This is a genomic window from Borrelia venezuelensis, from assembly GCF_023035835.1.
Taxonomy (GTDB): Bacteria; Spirochaetota; Spirochaetia; order Borreliales; family Borreliaceae; genus Borrelia; species Borrelia turicatae.
Genome location: NZ_CP073220.1, coordinates 840,693 through 861,759 on the forward strand (window position 1 = coordinate 840,693; position 21,067 = coordinate 861,759).

The window sequence follows — 21,067 nt, forward strand, 5'->3', positions numbered from 1 at the left end:
AATATTAATAATAATTTAGTCTTTTTTGAAAGAATTTCTTTGTTTGTTCAATACGTGTTAATTCTCTTTTGATTATATCATAGTAGTTAAGTTCTTTAGTCTCAATTCTATGATATTCATCTTCCCAGTTTGTTATTCCATCGCTTTGCATTTTAGTAAATTTATATTTTTGCAATTGTTTGTGATACTTTAAAGCTTCTGTATAGTATTCAGCAGCTATTTTATAAAAATTTGTAGACTTATTTAAGTTTTCAAGAATCCCCTTCTTTTTTGGGGTTTTATAAAAATATGTATGTCTTGTGTCAAATAAATCGCCTAAATACAGATGTTGCTTAACAAGAAGTAAATTTACATGCATTTTAAAGAGAAGTTTATATTTATTCCATTCTTCTCGTGTTTCTACTTTTGATAAGGAATAATTTGGATTTCCAAATGGATATTTTAATGCATTTTGTAAAAAAAATATATTTCTTTTATAGCTATTGGGATTTTTTTTCATTTGTTCGTTGAAAATGATATACCATTGTTCAGCATAGAAAAATTTTGATGATGCATTTATATTGGTTATGAGTAGAATTGAAAATATTATTAGACATAATATGAAAAAATTTTTATGGAACATGCTCTGTATCCTTGCCTTTGTTTTAATTATATTAAAATTTTATTAAATCAAAAATTTTTCTTGTACTTGTTTCTAGGTCTTCTTCATTTGAGTTTTCAATGTATACAATATCAATTAGGTCGTCAAAAATTTTGAGCATTTCTGTATATCTAGAGTTGATTTCTTTAAATTTTGCTGCTTCAAACTCAAAGAGATCAGCTTGTATTCTGTTTTCTTGAATGCGTTTGTATGCAATACCGGGATCTGTTTTTATGAAGAAAAGTTTTTCAGGAAGTGGGAAGTCTTTGTTTAGTTTATATCCCAATTCTCCTTGATATGCTATAGATGAAAATAAATATCTGTCGGTTATTACTTTTGTTTTACCTTTATTTAATATTTCTATTATTCCATTCTTTGTGTTGTATAAATGTTCATATCTGTCTGCTACATACAAGTATGCTAGTGATACCTTTCTTAAGGGATTTTTAAAATTAGTTAGTTGCTGTCTTATGAATTCCCCAATAACTCCTTGTGATGGTTCTTTTGTAAAATAATATTTAAGTTTGTTATTACAGAGTTTTTGTAGTTTTTGAATTATACTTGTTTTTCCACTTCCATCGATTCCTTCTATGCAATAGAAATTTTTTAGGATTTTATTCACAAAAATTGTCCCCTTAAATGTTTTGAGTAATTAGATACTTACTTAAGTATTATATAATATATATAAATATATATATGAATTTGTTTTTTATAAGAAATAAGATTGTTCTATCTTTTATTTTTTCAATGATAGTCTTTGTATCAATTCTTGTAATCTTTATTTTATTTATTCAAGCTCAAGTTTATTCTGCTAGATTTTTTATTATGAATTACCTTGAATCGAAAACAGGCTTTAAAATCAAATATGATAAAATTGCTCCTTATTTTTTATCTTCAATAAAAATAGATAATCTGGAGTTGAGCTTAAATGATAAAGATACAATATTGATGAATACTGTTAAAGTCAATTTGGATTTGTTTAAACTCTTATTAGGAGATAAGAACATTATTTTAGATATTTTTGTAAGGGGAAGTACTTTAAATTTTGATTTAAATGATTTTAAATTTCTTGACCCTCAGAGTGCACATTCTCGTACATTGAAATTAGATGATGATAGTACTAATCATGCAATATTTGGTAAAATGTTTAATTTTTTTGATAGTCTTCATATGCATTTAGAAGATATTAATATGAATTTTAAACTATCTTCTGATAAGTTTCTGAAATTTCAGATTAAGAGTTTTGCATTAAAGACTATTGACGATGATTTTTTATTTAGTTTTATTGTTGATTTTAGTTCTCTTGCAGTTTTAAATCCCAATGTTAGTCATAAAAATATTCTTGATTCGACTTTTTATTTTGAAGGTAAGTTTAGAAAAGAGCTTGAAGATGGATATATTAACTTTAGTTTTTTAAAATTACATACAAGTTATTTTGATTTGCTTGAGCAAGGCTTTCAAATAAATTATTCTAAGGGAAATATTGAAATTTTTAATATTCTCCGAGAGAATTTGGATTTTAATTTAAAATATGATTTTAATAAAAAATTTTTAAGATTGGATGCTTTGTTCTTTGATGTAAATCTTGTAAATTGGATAAGCTTTAATGAAAATTTGAGTGATTATAAAGATTACCTTGATACGAATTTAAATGGTCAATTAGCATTTTCTTATGATTTTAAAGATAAAGATTTACGGTATGCATTTTTATTAAATTCATCTTCAAATGCTAATATGGTAAATAAGGAGATTCAGGGATTAAAAGTCCAAATTAAAGGGAATGAAGCAGTTGTAGATGTACAAAATGCTTTTGTAAAACTTAAGAGAGGATTTATTGGTTATAAGGGCTATTATTCTTTAAAAGATTTAGTACCAATAGGAAGGCTTGATTTTAGGTCTGCAAAGATTTTTAATTTTAAGGATATTAATGGGCATTTAAATTTTAGTAAGAGAAATCAAAAATTTTGCGTAAAATCTGATGATTTTAGGGTTGGCAGGCTTAAAATTCGAGATTTGAATATGAAAACGAGTTTTGCTCAGGATCGTATCTATGTTAATTATTTATTAAGTTTTGCTAACAATAATTCTAAAATTTCATTAAAGGGTGATTTTAATAAGGAAAATTTTAATCTTAATTTAGGTGTTAAAGAGTTTCCTATGCTTTTTTTGAAGGATGTTCTTCCAGAAACTTTTATTACTAAAGTTATTCCTGAATATTTTTTATCGGGTAAGTATTTAAATTTGACTTCAGATTTTGATTTAAATACCGTTAATTATACTAAAAGTAAGTTGAATAGTCTTAATTTTGTTGTCTTATCAAAATTAGATGATTTTAATTTAATGTTTAATGCAAGTGGAGAGAAGAATATTTATACGGTAAATTACTTTAATTATAGTAATGGGGATTATAATGTAAATTCTAATTTTTTGATACAGTTGTTTGATGATAGTTTTAAGATAAATACCGAGTTTAATTATTTGAATAGAAATTATCCTTTGTATTTTGAGTTAAATTTTAAAGATAGGTATGCCAACTTGAAATTGTCACCTAGGTCGAAAGTCAGTTTAACTTATTCTGATTCGTCTATAGTTTATTTTTTTGATATTAATGATTTTTGTCTTTATAATGGAGATTCTGAGATTTTGTTAAATGTTAATTCTTTAGGAAATTACCAAAGAATGAATGATGATTTAAATGTCAAAATTACTAAGTTTAAATTAGGTAAGATTGCTGGTAATCCTGCTTATAATTTTAATTTTAGCTTTGAAGGTTTATATAAAGATAAACAAGTTAGTCTTTCAAATATTAGATTTATAAATGGGGTTTCAAATTTACAAGGGCAAGGACATTTTAATTTAAATGATAAACTTAGTGGTAATTTGAACTTGTTTTCGCATGTAAATTCAGAGCGTTATTTTTTTGGTGTTGATTCTAATGAAGATGGCAGTTATTTTGTTGGTAGATTTCAGGGATTCAATTTCAATAATTTAAAATTCTTTTCGTTCTTAAATGGAAATATTAATGGTAACTTTATATTGAGTTTTAAAGATAGTGATTTATTTAATTATTCTCTTAGTGCGTATCTTGAAACAAATGACCTGTCTTTAGTAGGTGTTCCTACATATTGCTCTTTGAATTTGGGATTGGTTGATAATAATCTTAATATTTATAATATAAAGGCGAGTCAGAATGAAAGAGAAATTCTGACAGGTAATTTTAGATATGATATTAAGAATTCTATTGGGATTTCTAATTTGAATGTTAATAGCAAGCTTTTTTCTTCAAGTGTGAATGCGAGTTTTCAAAAATTTGAAAATAAAACAGAGGAAGAATTTGGTATTTTAAAGAGTGAAACTGATGGAGAGATTGCTTTAAGAGGTTTAAGATATAAAGACAAAGATCTTTCTGATCTTACAATTGAATTTAAAAGTAACCCTGAAAGATTTATCATGTCATCAATTGAATATGATCTTTTTAGTTGTTTATATGAATATAATGATGGTAATTTTGATATTAGGTTAAATGATTATTTGCCTTTTAGTTTTGTTGCCTCAGGTAACATTTTTGGGGATAAAATTACTAGTAATATTCAAGATATTAAATTTGACTCAAAGTTAATTACAAAAGATTTATTAGGTTCAAAAACTTTTTTTAATATTAAAGATCATTTTGTTCTGTATGATCTTAATGTGATTGGCAGGTTGGATGTTGATGGTGATTTATATAATCCAAATCTTAATGGAGAATTTGAAGTAGTACATGGTTTAGTAAGCAGTGAATATTTAAAAATGTCTAGACAATATGGAAAGAGTAGAATTTTAGAATTAATTAATGTACCAGTTATTATTAAAGATAATAATGTAATTATTGAGAACAAATTTAATTTAGACTATTATTCTGATGTCAATGTCGCTGCACATCTGAATCTAAACTTTTTAAGTGATAGTATTGTTGATTATTATAAGGTAGATATTGGTGTTTCTGGTAGCTCTGGAGTACCTATTAAATTTGATAAAGTAACTATAAATTTTGTTGGACATGCTTCAGGTGATTTTTTTATTGAAGGTAATTCTGAAGAGATTATGTTTAGAGGAGAGCTAAATGTTTCAAATGCTTGGATTTATTTACTTGAAAATTCGATTGTCGATCTATTAATAGATCCTTATAAGAGATCAAAAAAAGTTGGAGCATCTGATGTTAGCTCTAAGGGGTTAGATGTTGTTACAGATCTTAAAATTAATTTTGATAGTAATGTTGCTTTTCATTGGCCAGATAATAAAATTTCCTTCTTGAATGCTATTATTGCAAGAGGGAATAAACTTGAGATTAAATCTGATACTAAAACGGATGATTTTATCCTTAAGGGAGATTTAAATGTTGCAAGTGGTTCTTTCAATTATCATAATAAACAATTTGTTTTCAGAGGAGGGTCATATATATCTTTTAATGAAAATAAGAACAAATTTGATCCGTGGGTCAAGGCAGAGGCTACAAATGTGATTAAAGATGGTAATGAAAATTTGTTAATAACAATGAGCATAGATGGTCCTTTGAGTTTGTGGAATCTTAGTTTTTCATCTTATCCTGTGCGAACGGAGCAAGAGATCAAATATCTTTTATCAAGTGCAATAATTGGGGGTGAACATGGGCTACAATCGGCGGGCACAAATACAGCTGAAATGGCACTTGGGTTAGCTAGTGATATTCTTGTTGATCTGATAGTACAACCTATTGAAGATTATATACGTTCTGTATTAAAATTAGACCTATTGAGTATAAAAACAGATATATTAAGGAATGCTATTGGTATCTTGGGTAGTACAACAACTTTTGCAGGTGTTCTTGATAAAACAAATGTTAAAGTGGGTAAATATATTATTGATGGTGTTTTTGCTAAGGCGGGATTTGGATTTTTAAAAGAGGAAGTAACACCATTGTCTCAGAATTTAAATTTTAGTATTAATTTTGGTCTTGAACTTGATTCACCGTTTTTCTTTGTTGATTATATTTTTGATTATAATTTTATGAAATATGGTCACGGAATAGGAAATCAAATATCTATTTTTTGGAAATTTAAATACTGAGTTATGTGAGGGATGTGGGGTGAAGTTATTTAGAATCTTTTTGTTCTTTTTTGTATTTAATTTAGTGTATTCTCAAGAGAACTATAAGGGTAAGGTGATAAAAAGTATTGATTTTAATGGGCTTAAGAATATAAGAGAAAATGACTTTGTCTCTATTTTAAATGTTTATTTGGGACAAGCTTATTCTGATGAACTTTTTGATAGATTGCAAGTTGACCTTTATGCTCTTGATTATTTTGAGGGACTTATTAGACCTGAGTTTAGAGTAGAAAATGATAAACTTGTAATTACATTTTTTGTGAAGGAAAAATCCTTAATACAGACTGTTACTTTTATTGATGATAGTGGAGTTTTTTGGAATAGTGAACTGCGTGATAAATCAAATGTTAATGCAAAAGAGGCTTTAAATCTTGCAAAAATTAAAAAAAGTGTTCTTAAATTTGAAGAAATGTACAAAGATGCTGGATATCTTGATGTTACTGTTGAATTTGATATTAAAGAGAAAAATAGTTTAGTAGATATTGTGTTTAAAATTAATGCTGGTCCTAAGTATGTTGTTAAAGAGGTTTCTTTTGAGGGAAATTTGAACTTTAAGAGTCGTATTCTTAGAAAATATTTAGTATCAAAACCCGCATCTTTATTTTTTGATGGTAAGTATTTAAAATCAAATGTTGATAAAGATAAAGTGAAACTTGAGTCTTATTATAAGAATAATGGATATATTAATGCAAAAGTTGTAGATAGCATTGTAGATATACGAATTCCCAGTGATGCTAAAAAATTGGAAAGAGAAGTTTTCTTAAAATATTTTATTTCAGAGGGTAATGTTTTTAAATTTGGTAAATTTGAAATTACTGGTAATTTAGTTTTTAAATTAGAAGAATTGCAATCCTTGATTACTTTTAAGGAAGGAGATATTTTTGATGATTCAAGATTTGAGCAAGATTTTGCAAAAATTAGGGAAAAGTATTATTCCGATGGTTATATCTTTACAGAGATTGTGCCTTCTCGGATGATAAGAGATGAATTTGTCGATTATTCTATTAAGATATTAGAAAAAGAGAAAGCACATATTGAATCTATTACTGTTTCAGGTAATAAAAAAACAGCTTCTCATGTAATTCTTAGAGAAATTCCGCTAATTGAGGGTGATATTTTTAGTTTGGAAAATCTTCGGATGGGAATGCTTAATTTACAAAGACTTGGCTATTTTGGAAATGTTGTACCCGATGTTGTTCCAAGTGATATTGAGGGTTTAATGAAGATAAATTTTGTTGTTGAAGAGCGAGAGACAGCAAGTTTTAGATTTGGTATGAATTTTGGTGCGGTGAGTAATTCTTGGCTTCCATTTTCAGTTTTTGGACAGTGGGAGCAATCTAATTTTTTAGGTGAAGGGTATTCTCTTTCCGCAAGGCTTAATCTTGCTTTTTCAGAGCAAAGTTTTAGGTTAATGTTTGAAGATAATTGGTTTATGCAGACTAGATGGACTATTGGAGGATTTTTTGATTTTTCACATTCTATAAATATAGCGTATCAGGATATTAATGGACCTATATTTACGGATAAGAAAGAAGTTCCAGATCCTTTTGTAAGTTGGGAAGCATATAATAATTCTAAAAATTTTTCGGATTTTAATGTTATGAATTATTCTTTAGCGAAATTTAGTATTAGTGGGTTTACTGGTTATACTTTTTCTAATTATCTTGGAAAGCAATCAGTTGTTGGAACTGCACAAACTGCCTTGAAATATGTGTATTATGATGATAATGTTAACAGACCTTCAAATTATTATTTGAGGGATAATTATAATACTATTAGATTTGAAAATTCTTTTGGTATTAGCGTTGCATGGGATACAAGAAATTCTCAGTCTTTATCTAATAATGGTTTTTTGCTTAAGCAGCAATTTGATCTTTTTGGTGGATTTTTGTTTGGACAGAGTCATTTTTCAAAATCCACAACAACTTTTGAGAGATATTTCTCTCTTTTAGGCTATCAGGATGTTTTCACCCCATTTTTTGATTTAATTTTAACTTTGCGGAGTGTTTATTCAAATATTTTACCACCACTTGGGAATGGTTTTGAGATAGAAGTTCAACCACATCACCTTATAGTTATTAGTGAAAACTTTATGATTGCAAGAGGATGGGGCACTTTGAATAATATTTATAGTTCGTTTGTAAATACTCTTCAGTTATCAATGCCTTTGATTAAGAATATTTTGGTTTGGGATGTTTTGTTTTTAGATATGGCTTCATATTCTCTAGAAGGTCAAGAAAATTCTTTGTTTGTTTCTTTGAGTAATTTTATTTTTAGTTGGGGTTTTGGAATTAGAAGTGTATTACCTCAAATGCCTTTGTCTTTTGTAATAGCTTATCCATTTCATTTTAATAATGAAGGTGTTAATAGATATTATAATTATTTTGGAGGATTTAAATTTTTCTTAGCCATTGATATGAGATACTGATATAATTTAGTTAGCTTTTTGTAGGGAGGATTTTTATGGCTTGTATAGTGTTTTTGTTTGCATGTTTTTTTCCATTAAATCTTTTTTCAGTTAATGTTACAAAAGTGGGTATTGTAGATTTTGAGAAGGTTGTAATTGAGTTTTTAAGTCCGCAATTAAAGTCTAATCTTGAGCAATTGAAAAATCATTATCAAGAAAAAATAGATATCTTGAATTCTGAGATTAAAGATTTGAGGAAAATATATGATGAATCTGTTAGTGTTCATGATTTAGAGAGTGCTAAATTGTATGGTAATCAATATAACTTGAAGATTGATGAACTTAAGAAGCTTAAGAGCTTGGCTAAGAGTAATCTTGAGCAACAGAAACAGATTAATATAAACAGTTTAAATAGTGATGGATTACTTTGGGGCAAAATACTTAATGGTATTCAATATATTGCAGAGACTAATGGTATTTCTTTGGTTATGAAAAAAGATAATCCATATATTCTTTATTATAATAGTACAGTTGATATAACAGATGATATTATTAAGTATTTGAGTGAACAGTAGTATATTACTAAAATTGCTTTTTAATTGTTGTTTTCTTTTTTTAGTCTTCTAATTAGGGTGCAAAATTCTTTTTTGTTGTCTTTATTGAGGCTTGAGAGTAAAATATGTGATTTTAACATTGATTTAAATATTGTATTTTTATGTGCACTGAAACAAAAATACTCTTTCATGTCACTTTTTTGTAATTTTTCTTCTCTATTTTCTATTTTTAATATTTTTTCAAGACCAAGAGATTGTAAATTTTTAAGTGCTTCTTTGCTAGAGTTTATTATTTTAAAGGTTTTTTTGTGTTCATTGCTCTTATTATCAATGTATATTAGTACGCCCATAAAAGTTGAATCTAAATATTTTGTTTCCGATAAATCTATGTATAATTTGTTGATTTTATCGTTATTATTTATGAATATATTTTTGATAAATGTTTTAAAATTGACAGAATATAATGCAGTAAGTCTGTTAATTAATTTTATGAAAACAAAATCGTCTTTACATATATAAAAGACATTGCTTTGAGAAGTATCTTTTTCCATTGTTAATTCTTTTTGATAATTTTAAGTATATTGTAAAGTTTTAATAATATCAATTATAATTTTGGTATTGCTTATATGAGAAAAGATGTTACGCCGATGATGAGGCAATATTTGAATATTAAAGATAAACATAAAGACGCTATTCTGTTTTTTAGAGTAGGTAGTTTTTATGAAATGTTTTTTGATGATGCTCTTGAGGGAAGCAAGCTTTTAGGATTAACTTTGACTAAAAGAGAAAATGTTCCTATGTGTGGAGTGCCTTGTCATACAAGTAAAGATTATATAAAAAAATTGATTTTGCTTGATAAAAAGGTTGCAATTTGTGAGCAAGGATTGCAAACTGATCCTAAAGGGCCTTTAGAAAGAGAGGTTGTTGAAGTTATAAGTCCTGGAGTTGTGATCGATGAAGATTTTTTGCAAGATGATATTAATAATTATTTGATAGCTATTAGTGATTATAAGGATTATTATTCATTTTCTTATATAGATTTGTCGACATCTAGACTTGGAATAATCCTTTATGAGGGAAATTTTTTAGAAAAGTTGAGACGGGATATTGAGAAGTATTCTCCAAAGGAAATAATAGTTTCAGAGGATTTTTATTATGAATATTTAGAAAAACTTGCTCTTGATCGATTTTTAGTTAATAAGATTCCCCATTGGCATTTTGACAAAGAGATTGCCATGAAATCACTAAAAGAGCATTTTAATGTTCTTAGTTTGAGTGCTCTTGGGTTTAAAGAGGATGAGCCTTATTATGTTTCATCTTTTTTAATAATAGATTATATAAAGAATAACTTGAAAAATTTATTAATTAATATTGACACAATTCATATTAATAATGATTCTGAATATATGTTTCTTGATGATGTTACTCAAATAAACCTTGAACTTGTTAAAAACAATAATGATCTAACATCCTGCTATTCTCTTTATTCAGTATTAAATGATTGTAAAACTCCCATGGGGAAGAGACTTTTAAGAGAATATATATTAAATCCGCTTTTAGATATTGTTGCAATTAACAATAGATTAGATCATGTAGAATTTTTAAACAATAATATTAACTTAAGTATGAAATTGAGAAATATTCTTAGTAATGTTTGGGATATTGAGAGAATAATCTCAAGACTTCAAATGAAAAAATATGTTAAAAAAGATTTTTTATTGATTAAGGAATCTTTGACAGCATTTTTTTTAGCAAAGAGGCTTCTTAATGAACATTCTTTTAGTTATTGGATATTTGATGTTAATGATGAAAATAATATAAGAGAAATTTATTCTTTAATTGATTGTTCCATTTCAAAGGAGCCAGATGAGCTTATTCAACATGGGTATAATTTTGAGATTGATCGTTTAAGAGAGATTAAAAATAATGCAAGCAAGTATGTTGATGATTATCTTAATTTTGAGAGGAATTTTAGCAAAATTAGTAGCCTTAAAATTAGGAGAATTAATGTTCGAGGTTTGTTTTTTGAGGTTACAAAGAGTTATTATGGACAAGTTCCATCTCATTTTATAGAAAGTCAGACTTTAAATTCTGTTAAGAGATATAAAACTAACAAACTTATTGAACTTGAAAGGGATATTAATGATGCTGAGGATAATTTATTGGCTCTTGAGCAAGAAGTGTTTGATGGCATAGCTTCAAAAATTGTTAAGCATAGTGTGGTTATTAAAAAAATTGCTAATTTTTTTGCGTATGTTGATGTAGTCTCTGATTTTGCGTATTTGGCTAAAAAAAATGAATATGTAAGACCCACTCTAACTAACAATAAAGAAATTATTCTTGAGTGTTCTAGACATCCTGTTGTTGAGCATTATATGAAGGGAGTTGAGGCTTTTACTAAAAATTCTGTAAAAATTGACAATGATAAGTATTTTTGTTTAATTACTGGTCCTAATATGGCAGGCAAATCGACTTATTTACGTCAGACTGCTTTAGTTGTTTTAATGGGACATATTGGTTCTTTTGTGCCTGCTAATCAGGCCATCATAGGAATTACAGATAAGATTTTTTGTCGAATCGGGGCAAGTGATAATATTTCCAAAGGTGAGTCTACATTTTTAGTAGAGATGAATGAAACGGCTAATATTTTAAGAAATGCAACTCAGAATAGCTTGATAATTATGGATGAAGTTGGGAGGGGTACTAGTACTAATGATGGACTTGCTATTGCGTATTCAATTGTTGAATACATTTTAGAGCATATTCAAGCTAGAAGTTTATTTGCAACTCATTTTCATGAGCTTTCAGCTATTAAACATGATTCTTTTGTTAATCTTTCAATGAAAATTGAAAGACAAGGTGATGAACTTATTTTTTTAAGAGAGGTTGAAGAAAAACCTTCTCTTAATTCTTATGGGATTTATGTTGCTCGCATAGCAGGAATACCTTTAAAAGTTATTGAGAGGGCTAATGTTATTCTTAAAAGTTTGACTAGTCGAGAGCATTTGTATGTGCCGGAATTTTTTACTTCAGCCACTTTGGTTATTAATGATGGTGAAGAAGCAATGAAAGAAGATTTAAGTTATGAGTTAGAACTTAATGATTACTTAGAACTTAAAAATTTTATTTCTAAAATAGATGTCAATAATATTACTCCTTTTCAAGCAATGAATTTACTAAGTGAAATAATTTTAAAGATTAAGACATAGGGGCATATAAGTGTGGAATTGGGGTGTTTTAAAAAGCATATTTCTTCCCTTTTGTTCTTGTTGTCATAAAGATTATGTTTACTTAAATGCTCTTTGCAAGGATTGTATTGAGTTTTTTCATTTCGATGTTAAGTTGAGAGATGATGTTTGGTATTTTTTTGACTATAAAAATGAATATAAGAACTTGGTTCTTACTTACAAGAGAGATGGACAAAGATTGCTTGGTCGGTTTTTTGCAAATGGGATTTTACATTTTTTGATGAGTATTGATTTTGACCTTGTTGTTAGTATTCCTTGTAGTTTTAAAAGAAAAATTTTTTATGGTTTTGATCACATGGAATATATTGGAAATTTATTAAGTCATAGTGAAATAAATTATATTAATGTTTTTAAGCGAAGATTAGGCAAAAGTCAAAAGCTATTGCGTGGAGATTTAAGGCATAGTAATTTGGAGAATAAAGTTAAATTAAAGTTGAGGTATAGGAATATTAAGTTTAAAAGGGTTGTACTTATTGATGATATTGTAACAACAGGAGCATCTATGACTTTTTGTAAAGATATTCTTATAAGACATGGGGCGTTAAGTGTAATAAAGCTATCAATTGCGAGAGTTTAGTTGATTATTGTTTTCTTGACATTTATTGTCGTTAATGTTATTCTTAGGTTGTATTGATTATTTTATTTAATAAGGTTCTTTTAAGAGGGCCTTATTCTTTTTAGGAATATGATTGGTTAAAATTATTGATAATAGTGAAGTTTACAATTTAATAAAGAATGTAACAGATCAATTAGGAATTGAAATTATAGAAATTAACACTTTCAAGAAAAGAGATGAAGGGAGAATTCAAATAGTTCTTTATAAGGGTAATGATTTTGGAGTTGATACTCTTTGTGATTTACATAAAATGATTTTATTGAGTTTAGAAGTGGTTCTTAAATATAATTTTAGTTTAGAAATCTCTACGCCTGGGATAAATAGGAAAATTAAGAGTGATAGAGAGTTTAAAATTTTTGAGGGCAGGAAGATTAAGTTAATGTTAGATAATGATTTTGAAGAAGGTCTTATCTTAAAAGCAGAGGCAGACGGTTTTATTTTTAAAACAGATACTAAAGAGATAAGAATTCTTTATAGTGATGTTAAGAAGGCTAAATTATCGTGAAGGAGTCTTGGATATGATAAAGGGCACTGGTCAAATGATTGCCAATATTGCTAATGAGCGAGGAATGAGCATAGATGCTATTCGAAAGACGGTTAGGGAATCTATAATGATAGCTTATAAGAAGTATTTTGGAACGAGTGAGAATGCTTTAATTAAGTTTGATGAGGATACTGGGGATTTGATAGTTTATTCTAAAAAAAAGATTGTAGAGGAAGTTCAAGACGATATACTTGAAATATTGAAAGACGATTCTCAAGAATTTGAAGTCATGGAAGATGGATATGCATATATTGAGATTGATCCAAAGATTTTTGATAGGCTTTCAATTCAAGTTGCTAAGCAGAGAACTAAGAGCGATTTGCAGGGAATCGAAGATAATGAACTTTATTTAGAATTTAAACACAAATTGCATAAAATTGTTATTGGGTATGTTCAGCAAAATAGGAATGGAGATCTGTATGTGAATCTTGGGAGTACAGATGGTGTTATTCCTAAGAAATATCAATCCCCAAGGGAAGTTTATGGGCTTAATGATAAAGTTCGAGTTCTTGTTTACAGTGTAAAGAAGGGAAAAAATGGAATAGAGGTAGTCTTATCAAGGACTCATCCTAAATTTATTGAGGAACTTCTTACTCTTGAGATTCCTGAGATTGAGGAAGGTCTTATTAAGATTCATAAGATAGTAAGAGATCCAGGTTATAGAACTAAGGTTGCTGTTTATTCTGAGAAAGAAGAGATTGATCCTGTAGGTCCTTGTATTGGGCAAAAAGGTGTTAGGATTCAATCAATAATTAAGGAACTTGAAGGTGAAAAAATAGATATTATTCCTTATTCTAAGGATATTAAAGAATTTATTAGAGATGCCTTAACCCCTGCTAAAATAGATAATGTATATATTGTTGATGAGGATTTGCATAAAGCTTTGGTGGTTGTTAGCGATGAACAGCTCTCGCTTGCAATAGGTAAAATGGGACAGAATGTTAGACTTGCAAATAGACTGCTTGATTGGGCAATTGATGTTAAAACTAGTAGTCAATTTGCTGAAATGAAAGCAAGTGGAGAGTTTAAACAAGAGACTTTTGAAATGTTTGATAAAATTATTCAGGATAATGTTCAGGAAGATGAATTTGAGGAAATAAATAAAATTAGTGAGCTTAAAATTCTTGATAATGATATTGTTGATAAATTGGTTGAAGCAGGTTTTGATGATATTGATAGTTTTTTGGATGCTAGTGAGGAAAAGCTTTTTGAGTTGGGAATAGGTTATGAAAAGCAAGAAGAAATAAATAAGATACTAAAGGAAGGGATGGTAATAATTTCTAATGATGATGGATCTATTGAAGGTATGAAAGATGAAGAAGAGTTGCTTTGTCCTGAGTGTGGGACTGTTATTAATGAAAATATGACTTTTTGTCCAGGTTGTAAGATAGGGCTTAGCTTTGAATTTGAAGAGGAGTAATAGTTTGTCAGAAAATATTGATGATGATCGCAGTGAAGATGAAAAAAAAATTAAAGTTGTTAAATTACGAAAGAAAGTAGTAAAGGTTGTAGCCCATACTGATAAAAGTTTGGATGAATCCAAAGATAATTTTGTGGACCTCTCAAATTCAAGAGGAAATCAGGATTCTAATAGAGGATATTCTTATGGCAGTAAAGATAGGGGAGTTAGGACTTCTTCTTTAAATGTAGATAAGGATAATATTAGTAGCCAGCAACAAGGTAATAGGGGCTATTTCAATAGGAACAATGCTTATTATAATAGAGGATGTTCTTATGGCGGTAAAGATAAGGGTAATACTAGTAGCCAGCAACAAGGTAATAGGGGCTATTTCAATAGGAACAATGCTTATAATAGAGATAATAGAGGATATTCTTATGGCGGTAAAGATAGGGGATTTAGGACTTCTTCTTTAAATGTAGATAAGGATAATACTAGTAGCCAGCAACAAGGTAATAGAGGATATTTCAATAGAACTAATACTCATGGTAGTAGTAGTCCTCAGACATTTAGACGAGTAATAAGAACTAAGGTTATCTCTAGTGTTGCAATTTCACCTTCTGATTCTGATAATAAGGGTCTTAATAGGAAACTTGGTGAGAAGAAGAAGCAGCAACAAGAAAGTCAAAAAGGTTACAAGAGGAAAAAGGAAGAAATTGAGAGCAAAACAATAGAACAAAAAGTGTTTGAGCAGCTTCAAAAAAAGAAGAAAGAAAATCTAGCAAATCCAATTCCTAAGTCAATTGATATTATGGGCACTATTACTGTTGCTGAACTTGCAAGGAAAATGAATTTAAAATCCTCAGATTTAATTGCTAAGTTAATGACTTTAGGTGTAATGGTAACTATTAATGAGAAGATTGATTCTGATACCGCTACTATTTTGGTTGAAGAATATGGCTCTAAAGTTAATGTTGTGTCAATCTATGATGAAACAGTTATCGAAGCAGAAGAAGATGATGAGAGCAAGAGGGTTGCAAAACCCCCTATTATTACAATAATGGGACATGTTGATCATGGAAAAACCAAACTTCTATCAGTGTTGCAAAATATTGATATAAATCAAACAGAGTTTGGAGGAATTACACAACATATTGGTGCTTATACTATTAATTATAATGATCATGAAATAACATTTTTAGATACTCCAGGACATGAAGCTTTTACTATGATGAGGAGTCGGGGGGCACAGGTTACAGATATTGTTGTGCTTGTTGTTTCTGCTGTGGATGGAGTAATGCCGCAGACTGTTGAGGCTATTAATCATGCAAAGGACGCAGAAGTGCCCATTATTGTTGCAATCAATAAGATTGATTTGCCAGATTCAAATCTAGATAGAGTTAAACATCAGCTTTCAAAGTATGATTTGGTTCCTGAAGATTGGGGTGGAAGTACAATTTTTGTTGCAATTTCGGCTCTTAAAAATATTGGTATTACGGAACTTCTTGATATGATTATTCTGCAATCTGAAGTAATGTTATTGAAGGCAAACCCAACTAAAAGGGCTATTGGTAGAGTACTTGATGCTAGAGTTGACTTAGGTAGAGGAGTAGTTTGTTCTGTGATAATTGAGGATGGAACTCTTTCTATAGGAGATTCTTTTGTTGGAGGAGTCTATCATGGTAAGGTGAGAGCATTAATTAATGAGAGAGGAGTAGCTGTTAAGAGCGTTGGTCCTGCAAAAGCTGTTAATGTTTTGGGTTTTTCATCAATTCCTCAGGCTGGTGATCCATTCCAGGTTACAAAGACAGAAAAAGAATCCAAATTAATTAGTTCTAAAAGACAAGATCTTAAAAAATATGAAGATGCTAAGAATGTAAAAAAAGTTACTGTATCAAATCTTTATGATTCAATTAAGGATGGAGCACTTAAGGAACTTAAGATAATTTTAAAAGCGGATGTTCAGGGCTCTGTTGAGGCTTTAAAGCATTCTCTTGAAAAATTAACTAATAATGAAATTAGAGTAAAAGTTATCCATTCATCAGTAGGAGCAATAACTGAGACTGATATTAGTTTTGCATCAGCAAGTGAAGCAATTATTATTGGTTTTCACGTACGCCCTGCAGCAAAAGCACAATTGTTAGCCGATCAAGAAAAAGTTGAAATTAGAAAATATAATATAATTTATGATGCAATTAATGATATTAAATCAGTTCTTGAAGGCATGTTAGAACCAGACATTGAACAAAAATTTATTGGATTTGCTGAAGTTCGTGCTGTTTTTAATATTTCTAAGGTTGGAGTAGTGGCTGGATGTTATGTTTCACAAGGATGCATAAAACGGGATGCCGTAACTAATGTTATGAGAGAAGGATTTCAGGTGCATTCTGGTAAAATTTCTTCATTAAGGCGAGCTAAAGAAGATGTTAAAGAAGTTAATGCGCAATATGAATGTGGAATTATGATTGATAATTATTTTGATATTAGGGAAGGAGATATAATTGAGGCATTTGAGATTAAGAAAGTGAAGAGACGCTTTGAATCTTAAGCATCTGCTTTATTGTTTTTATGTATGGAAAAAGAGATAAGAAAATCAAAACTTGAGAGTTTATTAGTTCAAGAGATTAGTAATTTAATAGTATCAAAAGGAATTAAAGATCCTAGGGTTCATGCATTTTTAACTGTCGTGAGAGTTGAAATTTCAAACGATTTAATAAATGCCAAAGTATTTATTGGTTCTATCAAAGAAGGTGTATCACTTGATAATGCTATTAAAGCATTAAATAATGCTAAGGGATTTATTCAAAGAGAAATTGTTAAACGTATTAGAGTTAGGAATACTCCAAAATTGAATTTTTTAAGAGATGATACTATTTCTAAGGCTTTTTATGTTAATAAAATAATTGAAAATTTAAGTTTTAGTGAAGAACAATAAAATTAAATGAATGGGATTATTTTACTAAATAAGAGAATTGGAATAACGTCTTGTAATACCCTTTGTCCTTTAAAGAGATATTTTTCTACAAGTCGAGTTGGACATACAGGTACTCTTGATAAGTTTGCAAGTGGTCTGTTAGTCGTTTTAGTTGGCAAATACACTAAACTTTCAAATTATATTATATCTTTAGATAAAGAATATATATCAGAGTTTGAGTTTGGAATTGAAACCGATACTCTTGATCCTAATGGTAGAGTAGTAAATACTACAAATTATATTCCAAGTTTAGAGGAATTAATCCTTGGTATTAAGTCTTTAGTAGGTGAGATTTATCAAATTCCACCTAAATTTTCTTCAGTACATGTTAAAGGAAAAAGAGCTTATAAGTTAGCTCTTAGTGGAGAGTCTTTCAATCTTAAGTCTAGGAAAGTTAATATATATGATATTCAGATCTTGAATTATAATGTTGATTCTCGTATTTTAAAGCTACAAATAAAATGCTCTAAGGGAACTTATGTTAGAAGTATAGCAAGAGATTTGGCATTGTCTTTAGGGTCATATGCTTATGTTAAGAGCCTTGAGAGAATTAAGATTGGGGATTTTAGATTAGATAATGCTTGTTTTTGTGAAGATTTCACTAGCAATTCTTTAATGAATTTAGAATCTTTAGGGCTTTTTGAAAAATTTTATGTTGATAATAGTATGATTAAGCTTGTCAAGAATGGTGTTTATATCAATGTTATGATTAGTGTTGGTGAGTTTAAGATTTTGAAGTCTAGCAATGAAGAGATATTAGCAGTAGTTTGTGGCATTGGTTTGAATAAATATAAATATGTTATTATTTTTTGATAGTTGATTTTCGAAAAATAATTAGTAGTATAAATCTTTTTAAGAATAAGACTATTAGTTTTTATTGCAGTACTTTTTACAAGTAACAGTAAAATAGAAAATCTTTTAAAGAGAGGGTTGAGTATGCTGAAATCACGATTGAGAATTAGCTTAATTGATTTGATTGGTATTTTATGCAACTTGGTAAAAAAGTCTTCGGTTTGTTTTTGTTATTTGAATGAAAAAATATTATAATTTACTTTGAAGATTTAATTATAGCAAAAAGGTCTATTTTAGGCTTTGCTATGATGGTATAGGAGTCACTTTTATGATTAGTAAAGAACAAAAACAAAAAATAATTACAGAGTTTGGTAAAAATCCAAATGATACAGGTTCGGTTGAAGTGCAAATAGCGTTAATTACAGATAGAATAAGGTATTTAACAGAGCATTTAAGGAGTAATAAAAAAGATCATAGCTCTAAGAGAGGTTTATTAAAGTTGGTTGGGCAGAGAAGAAATTTGTTAAGATATTATCAGAAGAAAAATTTGGAAGCTTATAGAACCTTAATAGCTAAACTTGGACTTAGAAAGTAATAAGGGGTTAATTTTGAGAAAAATTTTGAAGTTGAAAGTAGGAAGGGAAGATTTAATTTTAGAAACAGGCTTATTGGCTAAGCAAGCAAATGGTGCGGTTCTTGCTACTTATGGTGGTTCTACTGTTCTTGCTACGGTATGTTGTTCAGATTCAGCTCGTGAGAATTTGGATTTTGTTCCTTTATCTGTTGAATATAATGAAAAATATTATGCTGCTGGGAAAATTCCTGGAGGATTTATTAAAAGAGAAGGTAAACCAAAAGACAAGGAAGTACTTGTTTCTAGATTAATAGATAGACCTATGAGACCGCTTTTTGATAAGAGGTTTGGTAGAGAAATTCAGGTTGTTCCAACGACTTTGTCTACAGATCAGATGAATCCCCCTGATATTGTTGGGATGAATGCTGCTTTTGCGGCAGTTTTTTTGTCAGATATTCCGTTTAATGGTCCCATTGCGGCTGTTAGAATAGCTTATTTAAATAGTGAGTTTATAGTAAATCCTTCTTTTGATGAGATACAAGATTCTATTCTAGATATTGTTGTTGCGGGTAGTTTGGATGGTATTACAATGGTTGAAGGTGGTGCTAATGAGGTTAGCGAGGAAGTGTTGCTTGCTGCAATAGATCAAGCTTATGAATATATTAAACAAATTTGTAATCTTCAAAAGGAATTTATACTTATAGTAGGTGAGAGAGAAAAATTACCACTTGCTTATGAAGAAAGAGTATTTGAATTTAAGGCTGAACTTAAAGATTTTATTTACTCTGAACTCAAAGATGCTTGTTTTGTAAAGGGGAAACTTAATAGAGATAAGGCTATAAAATTAGTTAAGCAAAAAGCCTATGAACATTTTTCTTCTGTAAGTCAGGTAGATGAAAAGAATGAAACTCTTTTTTATAAAGCTCTTGATGATTTTGAGCAAGAAATCGTTAGGAGATCAATCCTGGAAAATAATCTTAGGACTGATGGGCGTAATCCTACACAGATAAGAGATATTGTTGCCGAAGTTGATCTTTTAAGAAGAACGCATGGTTCTGCTCTTTTTACAAGAGGTGAGACCCAGGCATTGGCTGTAACGACTTTAGGTACAAGTATTGATGAGCAGATAATGGATGATATTGATGGCGATAAGCGTCTTAATTTTATGCTTCATTATAATTTTCCTCCATTTTCTGTTGGTGAGACAGGTAGACTTATGACTGGCAGACGTGAGATTGGGCATGGTCATTTAGCTCAAAGGTCTCTGGAAGCTATGTTACCTAAGAAAGATGATTTTCCATATACTATTAGAGTAGTATCTGAGATATTAGAATCAAATGGATCCTCATCGATGGCTACAGTATGTTCTGGGAGTATGTCTTTAATGGCAGCTGGTGTTCCTGTTAAGGAGCAAGTCGCAGGAATAGCTATGGGACTTGTTAGTGAGGGGGATAAGTATGTTATCTTAAGTGATATTCTTGGAGAAGAAGATCATTTGGGCGATATGGACTTTAAGGTTGCAGGAACTAAGAATGGAATTACTGGTTTTCAGATGGACATTAAGATTTCAAATGTTACAAAGCAGTTGATGAAAGATGCTCTTGCACAGGCACGAATTGGAAGAATGCATATTTTATCTATTATGGATTCTGTAATTTCAAGGTCAAGAGATGATATATCTGTTAATGCTCCTAAGATTATTCAGTTACAAATTGATATTGATAAAATTTCTCTTGTTATTGGGTCTACTGGTAAGACAGTTAAAGCGATTACAGATGAGTTTGAGGTTAGGGTTCAAATTGAGCAAGATGGTAGAATTACTCTTTTTGGGACTGATAGCTTAAAGATGCAAAAAGCTAAGGCAAGGATAGAGAGTATTGTAAGAGAACCTAAAATTGGTGAGATTTATGAAGGGGTTGTTAAAAAGATTAACAGTTTTGGGGCCTTTATTGAACTTACTCCTACCAAAGAAGGATTTTTAAGTAATCGACCAAAATCAAGGGATGATAGATATGGTGATATGAGGCATTCCAGATATGGCAGTGGTAGACATTCTAGATATGGTAGAGATAGTAGGAATACATTTGCTATGCGTCTTCCAAGATTAGAGGAAGGACAAATGGTTAAGGTTAGAATATCTGATATTGATAAGTTTGGTAAGATTGAACTTGAATTAGTTAGAGATTAGTAAATGT

Annotated in this window: 15 protein-coding genes; 12 read left to right on the top strand and 3 right to left on the bottom strand. The window is 29.3% G+C overall.

What is annotated here, in order from left to right; translation table 11 throughout:
* Positions 1-4: 4 nt before the first annotated feature.
* Both bvRMA01_RS04050 and tmk read right to left on the bottom strand, forming a co-directional pair.
* Complete coding sequence (locus bvRMA01_RS04050; protein ID WP_247032315.1) at positions 5-622, bottom strand: hypothetical protein; 618 nt, start codon at positions 620-622, stop codon at positions 5-7.
* A gap of 31 nt (positions 623-653) precedes the next feature.
* Positions 654-1,262, bottom strand: coding sequence for a dTMP kinase (gene tmk / locus bvRMA01_RS04055; RefSeq protein ID WP_011772726.1), 609 nt, complete (start codon positions 1,260-1,262; stop codon positions 654-656).
* Between the two features lie 74 nt (positions 1,263-1,336).
* Here tmk and bvRMA01_RS04060 point away from each other — a divergent pair, with 74 nt between their 5' ends.
* The 3 genes from bvRMA01_RS04060 to bvRMA01_RS04070 are packed head-to-tail and all read left to right on the top strand — an operon-like array spanning position 1,337 to position 8,746.
* A complete protein-coding gene (locus bvRMA01_RS04060) occupies positions 1,337-5,725 on the top strand; it encodes a translocation/assembly module TamB domain-containing protein (RefSeq protein WP_247032317.1) in 4,389 nt (1,462 codons plus the stop codon).
* Between the two features lie 19 nt (positions 5,726-5,744).
* Positions 5,745-8,192 (top strand): outer membrane protein assembly factor BamA, encoded by a 2,448-nt coding sequence (gene bamA / locus bvRMA01_RS04065; protein ID WP_247032319.1) that lies wholly within the window; start codon positions 5,745-5,747, stop codon positions 8,190-8,192.
* Positions 8,193-8,227: 35 nt separating this feature from the next.
* Positions 8,228-8,746, top strand: a complete 519-nt coding sequence (locus bvRMA01_RS04070) for an OmpH family outer membrane protein (RefSeq protein ID WP_247032321.1) — start codon at positions 8,228-8,230, stop codon at positions 8,744-8,746.
* A 20-nt stretch (positions 8,747-8,766) separates the two neighbouring features.
* On the opposite strand, the gene bvRMA01_RS04075 is transcribed toward bvRMA01_RS04070, so the two are convergent.
* Complete coding sequence (locus bvRMA01_RS04075; RefSeq protein ID WP_247032323.1) at positions 8,767-9,276, bottom strand: STAS domain-containing protein; 510 nt, start codon at positions 9,274-9,276, stop codon at positions 8,767-8,769.
* A gap of 75 nt (positions 9,277-9,351) precedes the next feature.
* Here bvRMA01_RS04075 and mutS point away from each other — a divergent pair, with 75 nt between their 5' ends.
* The 9 genes from mutS to pnp all read left to right on the top strand — a co-directional run bounded on the left by mutS (position 9,352) and on the right by pnp (position 21,060).
* A complete protein-coding gene (gene mutS / locus bvRMA01_RS04080) occupies positions 9,352-11,934 on the top strand; it encodes a DNA mismatch repair protein MutS (RefSeq protein ID WP_247032325.1) in 2,583 nt (860 codons plus the stop codon).
* Positions 11,935-11,944: 10 nt separating this feature from the next.
* Positions 11,945-12,550, top strand: a complete 606-nt coding sequence (locus bvRMA01_RS04085) for an amidophosphoribosyltransferase (RefSeq protein ID WP_011772732.1) — start codon at positions 11,945-11,947, stop codon at positions 12,548-12,550.
* A gap of 112 nt (positions 12,551-12,662) precedes the next feature.
* Positions 12,663-13,094 carry a ribosome maturation factor RimP gene (gene rimP, locus bvRMA01_RS04090; RefSeq protein ID WP_011772733.1) on the top strand — a complete coding sequence of 144 codons (432 nt, stop codon included), beginning with the start codon at positions 12,663-12,665 and terminating at the stop codon, positions 13,092-13,094.
* Positions 13,095-13,107: 13 nt separating this feature from the next.
* A complete protein-coding gene (gene nusA / locus bvRMA01_RS04095) occupies positions 13,108-14,553 on the top strand; it encodes a transcription termination factor NusA (RefSeq protein ID WP_247032327.1) in 1,446 nt (481 codons plus the stop codon).
* 4 nt (positions 14,554-14,557) lie between these two features.
* A complete protein-coding gene (gene infB, locus bvRMA01_RS04100; RefSeq protein ID WP_247032329.1) occupies positions 14,558-17,080 on the top strand; it encodes a translation initiation factor IF-2 in 2,523 nt (840 codons plus the stop codon).
* Positions 17,081-17,104: 24 nt separating this feature from the next.
* On the top strand, positions 17,105-17,467 hold the full coding sequence (gene rbfA / locus bvRMA01_RS04105; RefSeq protein WP_247032331.1) for a 30S ribosome-binding factor RbfA: 363 nt from the start codon (positions 17,105-17,107) through the stop codon (positions 17,465-17,467).
* Positions 17,468-17,473: 6 nt separating this feature from the next.
* Positions 17,474-18,319: a tRNA pseudouridine(55) synthase TruB gene (gene truB, locus bvRMA01_RS04110; protein ID WP_011772737.1), complete on the top strand. Its 846-nt coding sequence runs from the start codon at positions 17,474-17,476 to the stop codon at positions 18,317-18,319.
* 307 nt (positions 18,320-18,626) lie between these two features.
* Entirely contained in the window at positions 18,627-18,893 is a 267-nt protein-coding gene (gene rpsO, locus bvRMA01_RS04115) for a 30S ribosomal protein S15 (RefSeq protein ID WP_011772738.1), read from the top strand.
* A gap of 13 nt (positions 18,894-18,906) precedes the next feature.
* Entirely contained in the window at positions 18,907-21,060 is a 2,154-nt protein-coding gene (gene pnp / locus bvRMA01_RS04120; RefSeq protein ID WP_247032333.1) for a polyribonucleotide nucleotidyltransferase, read from the top strand.
* Positions 21,061-21,067: the final 7 nt, after the last annotated feature.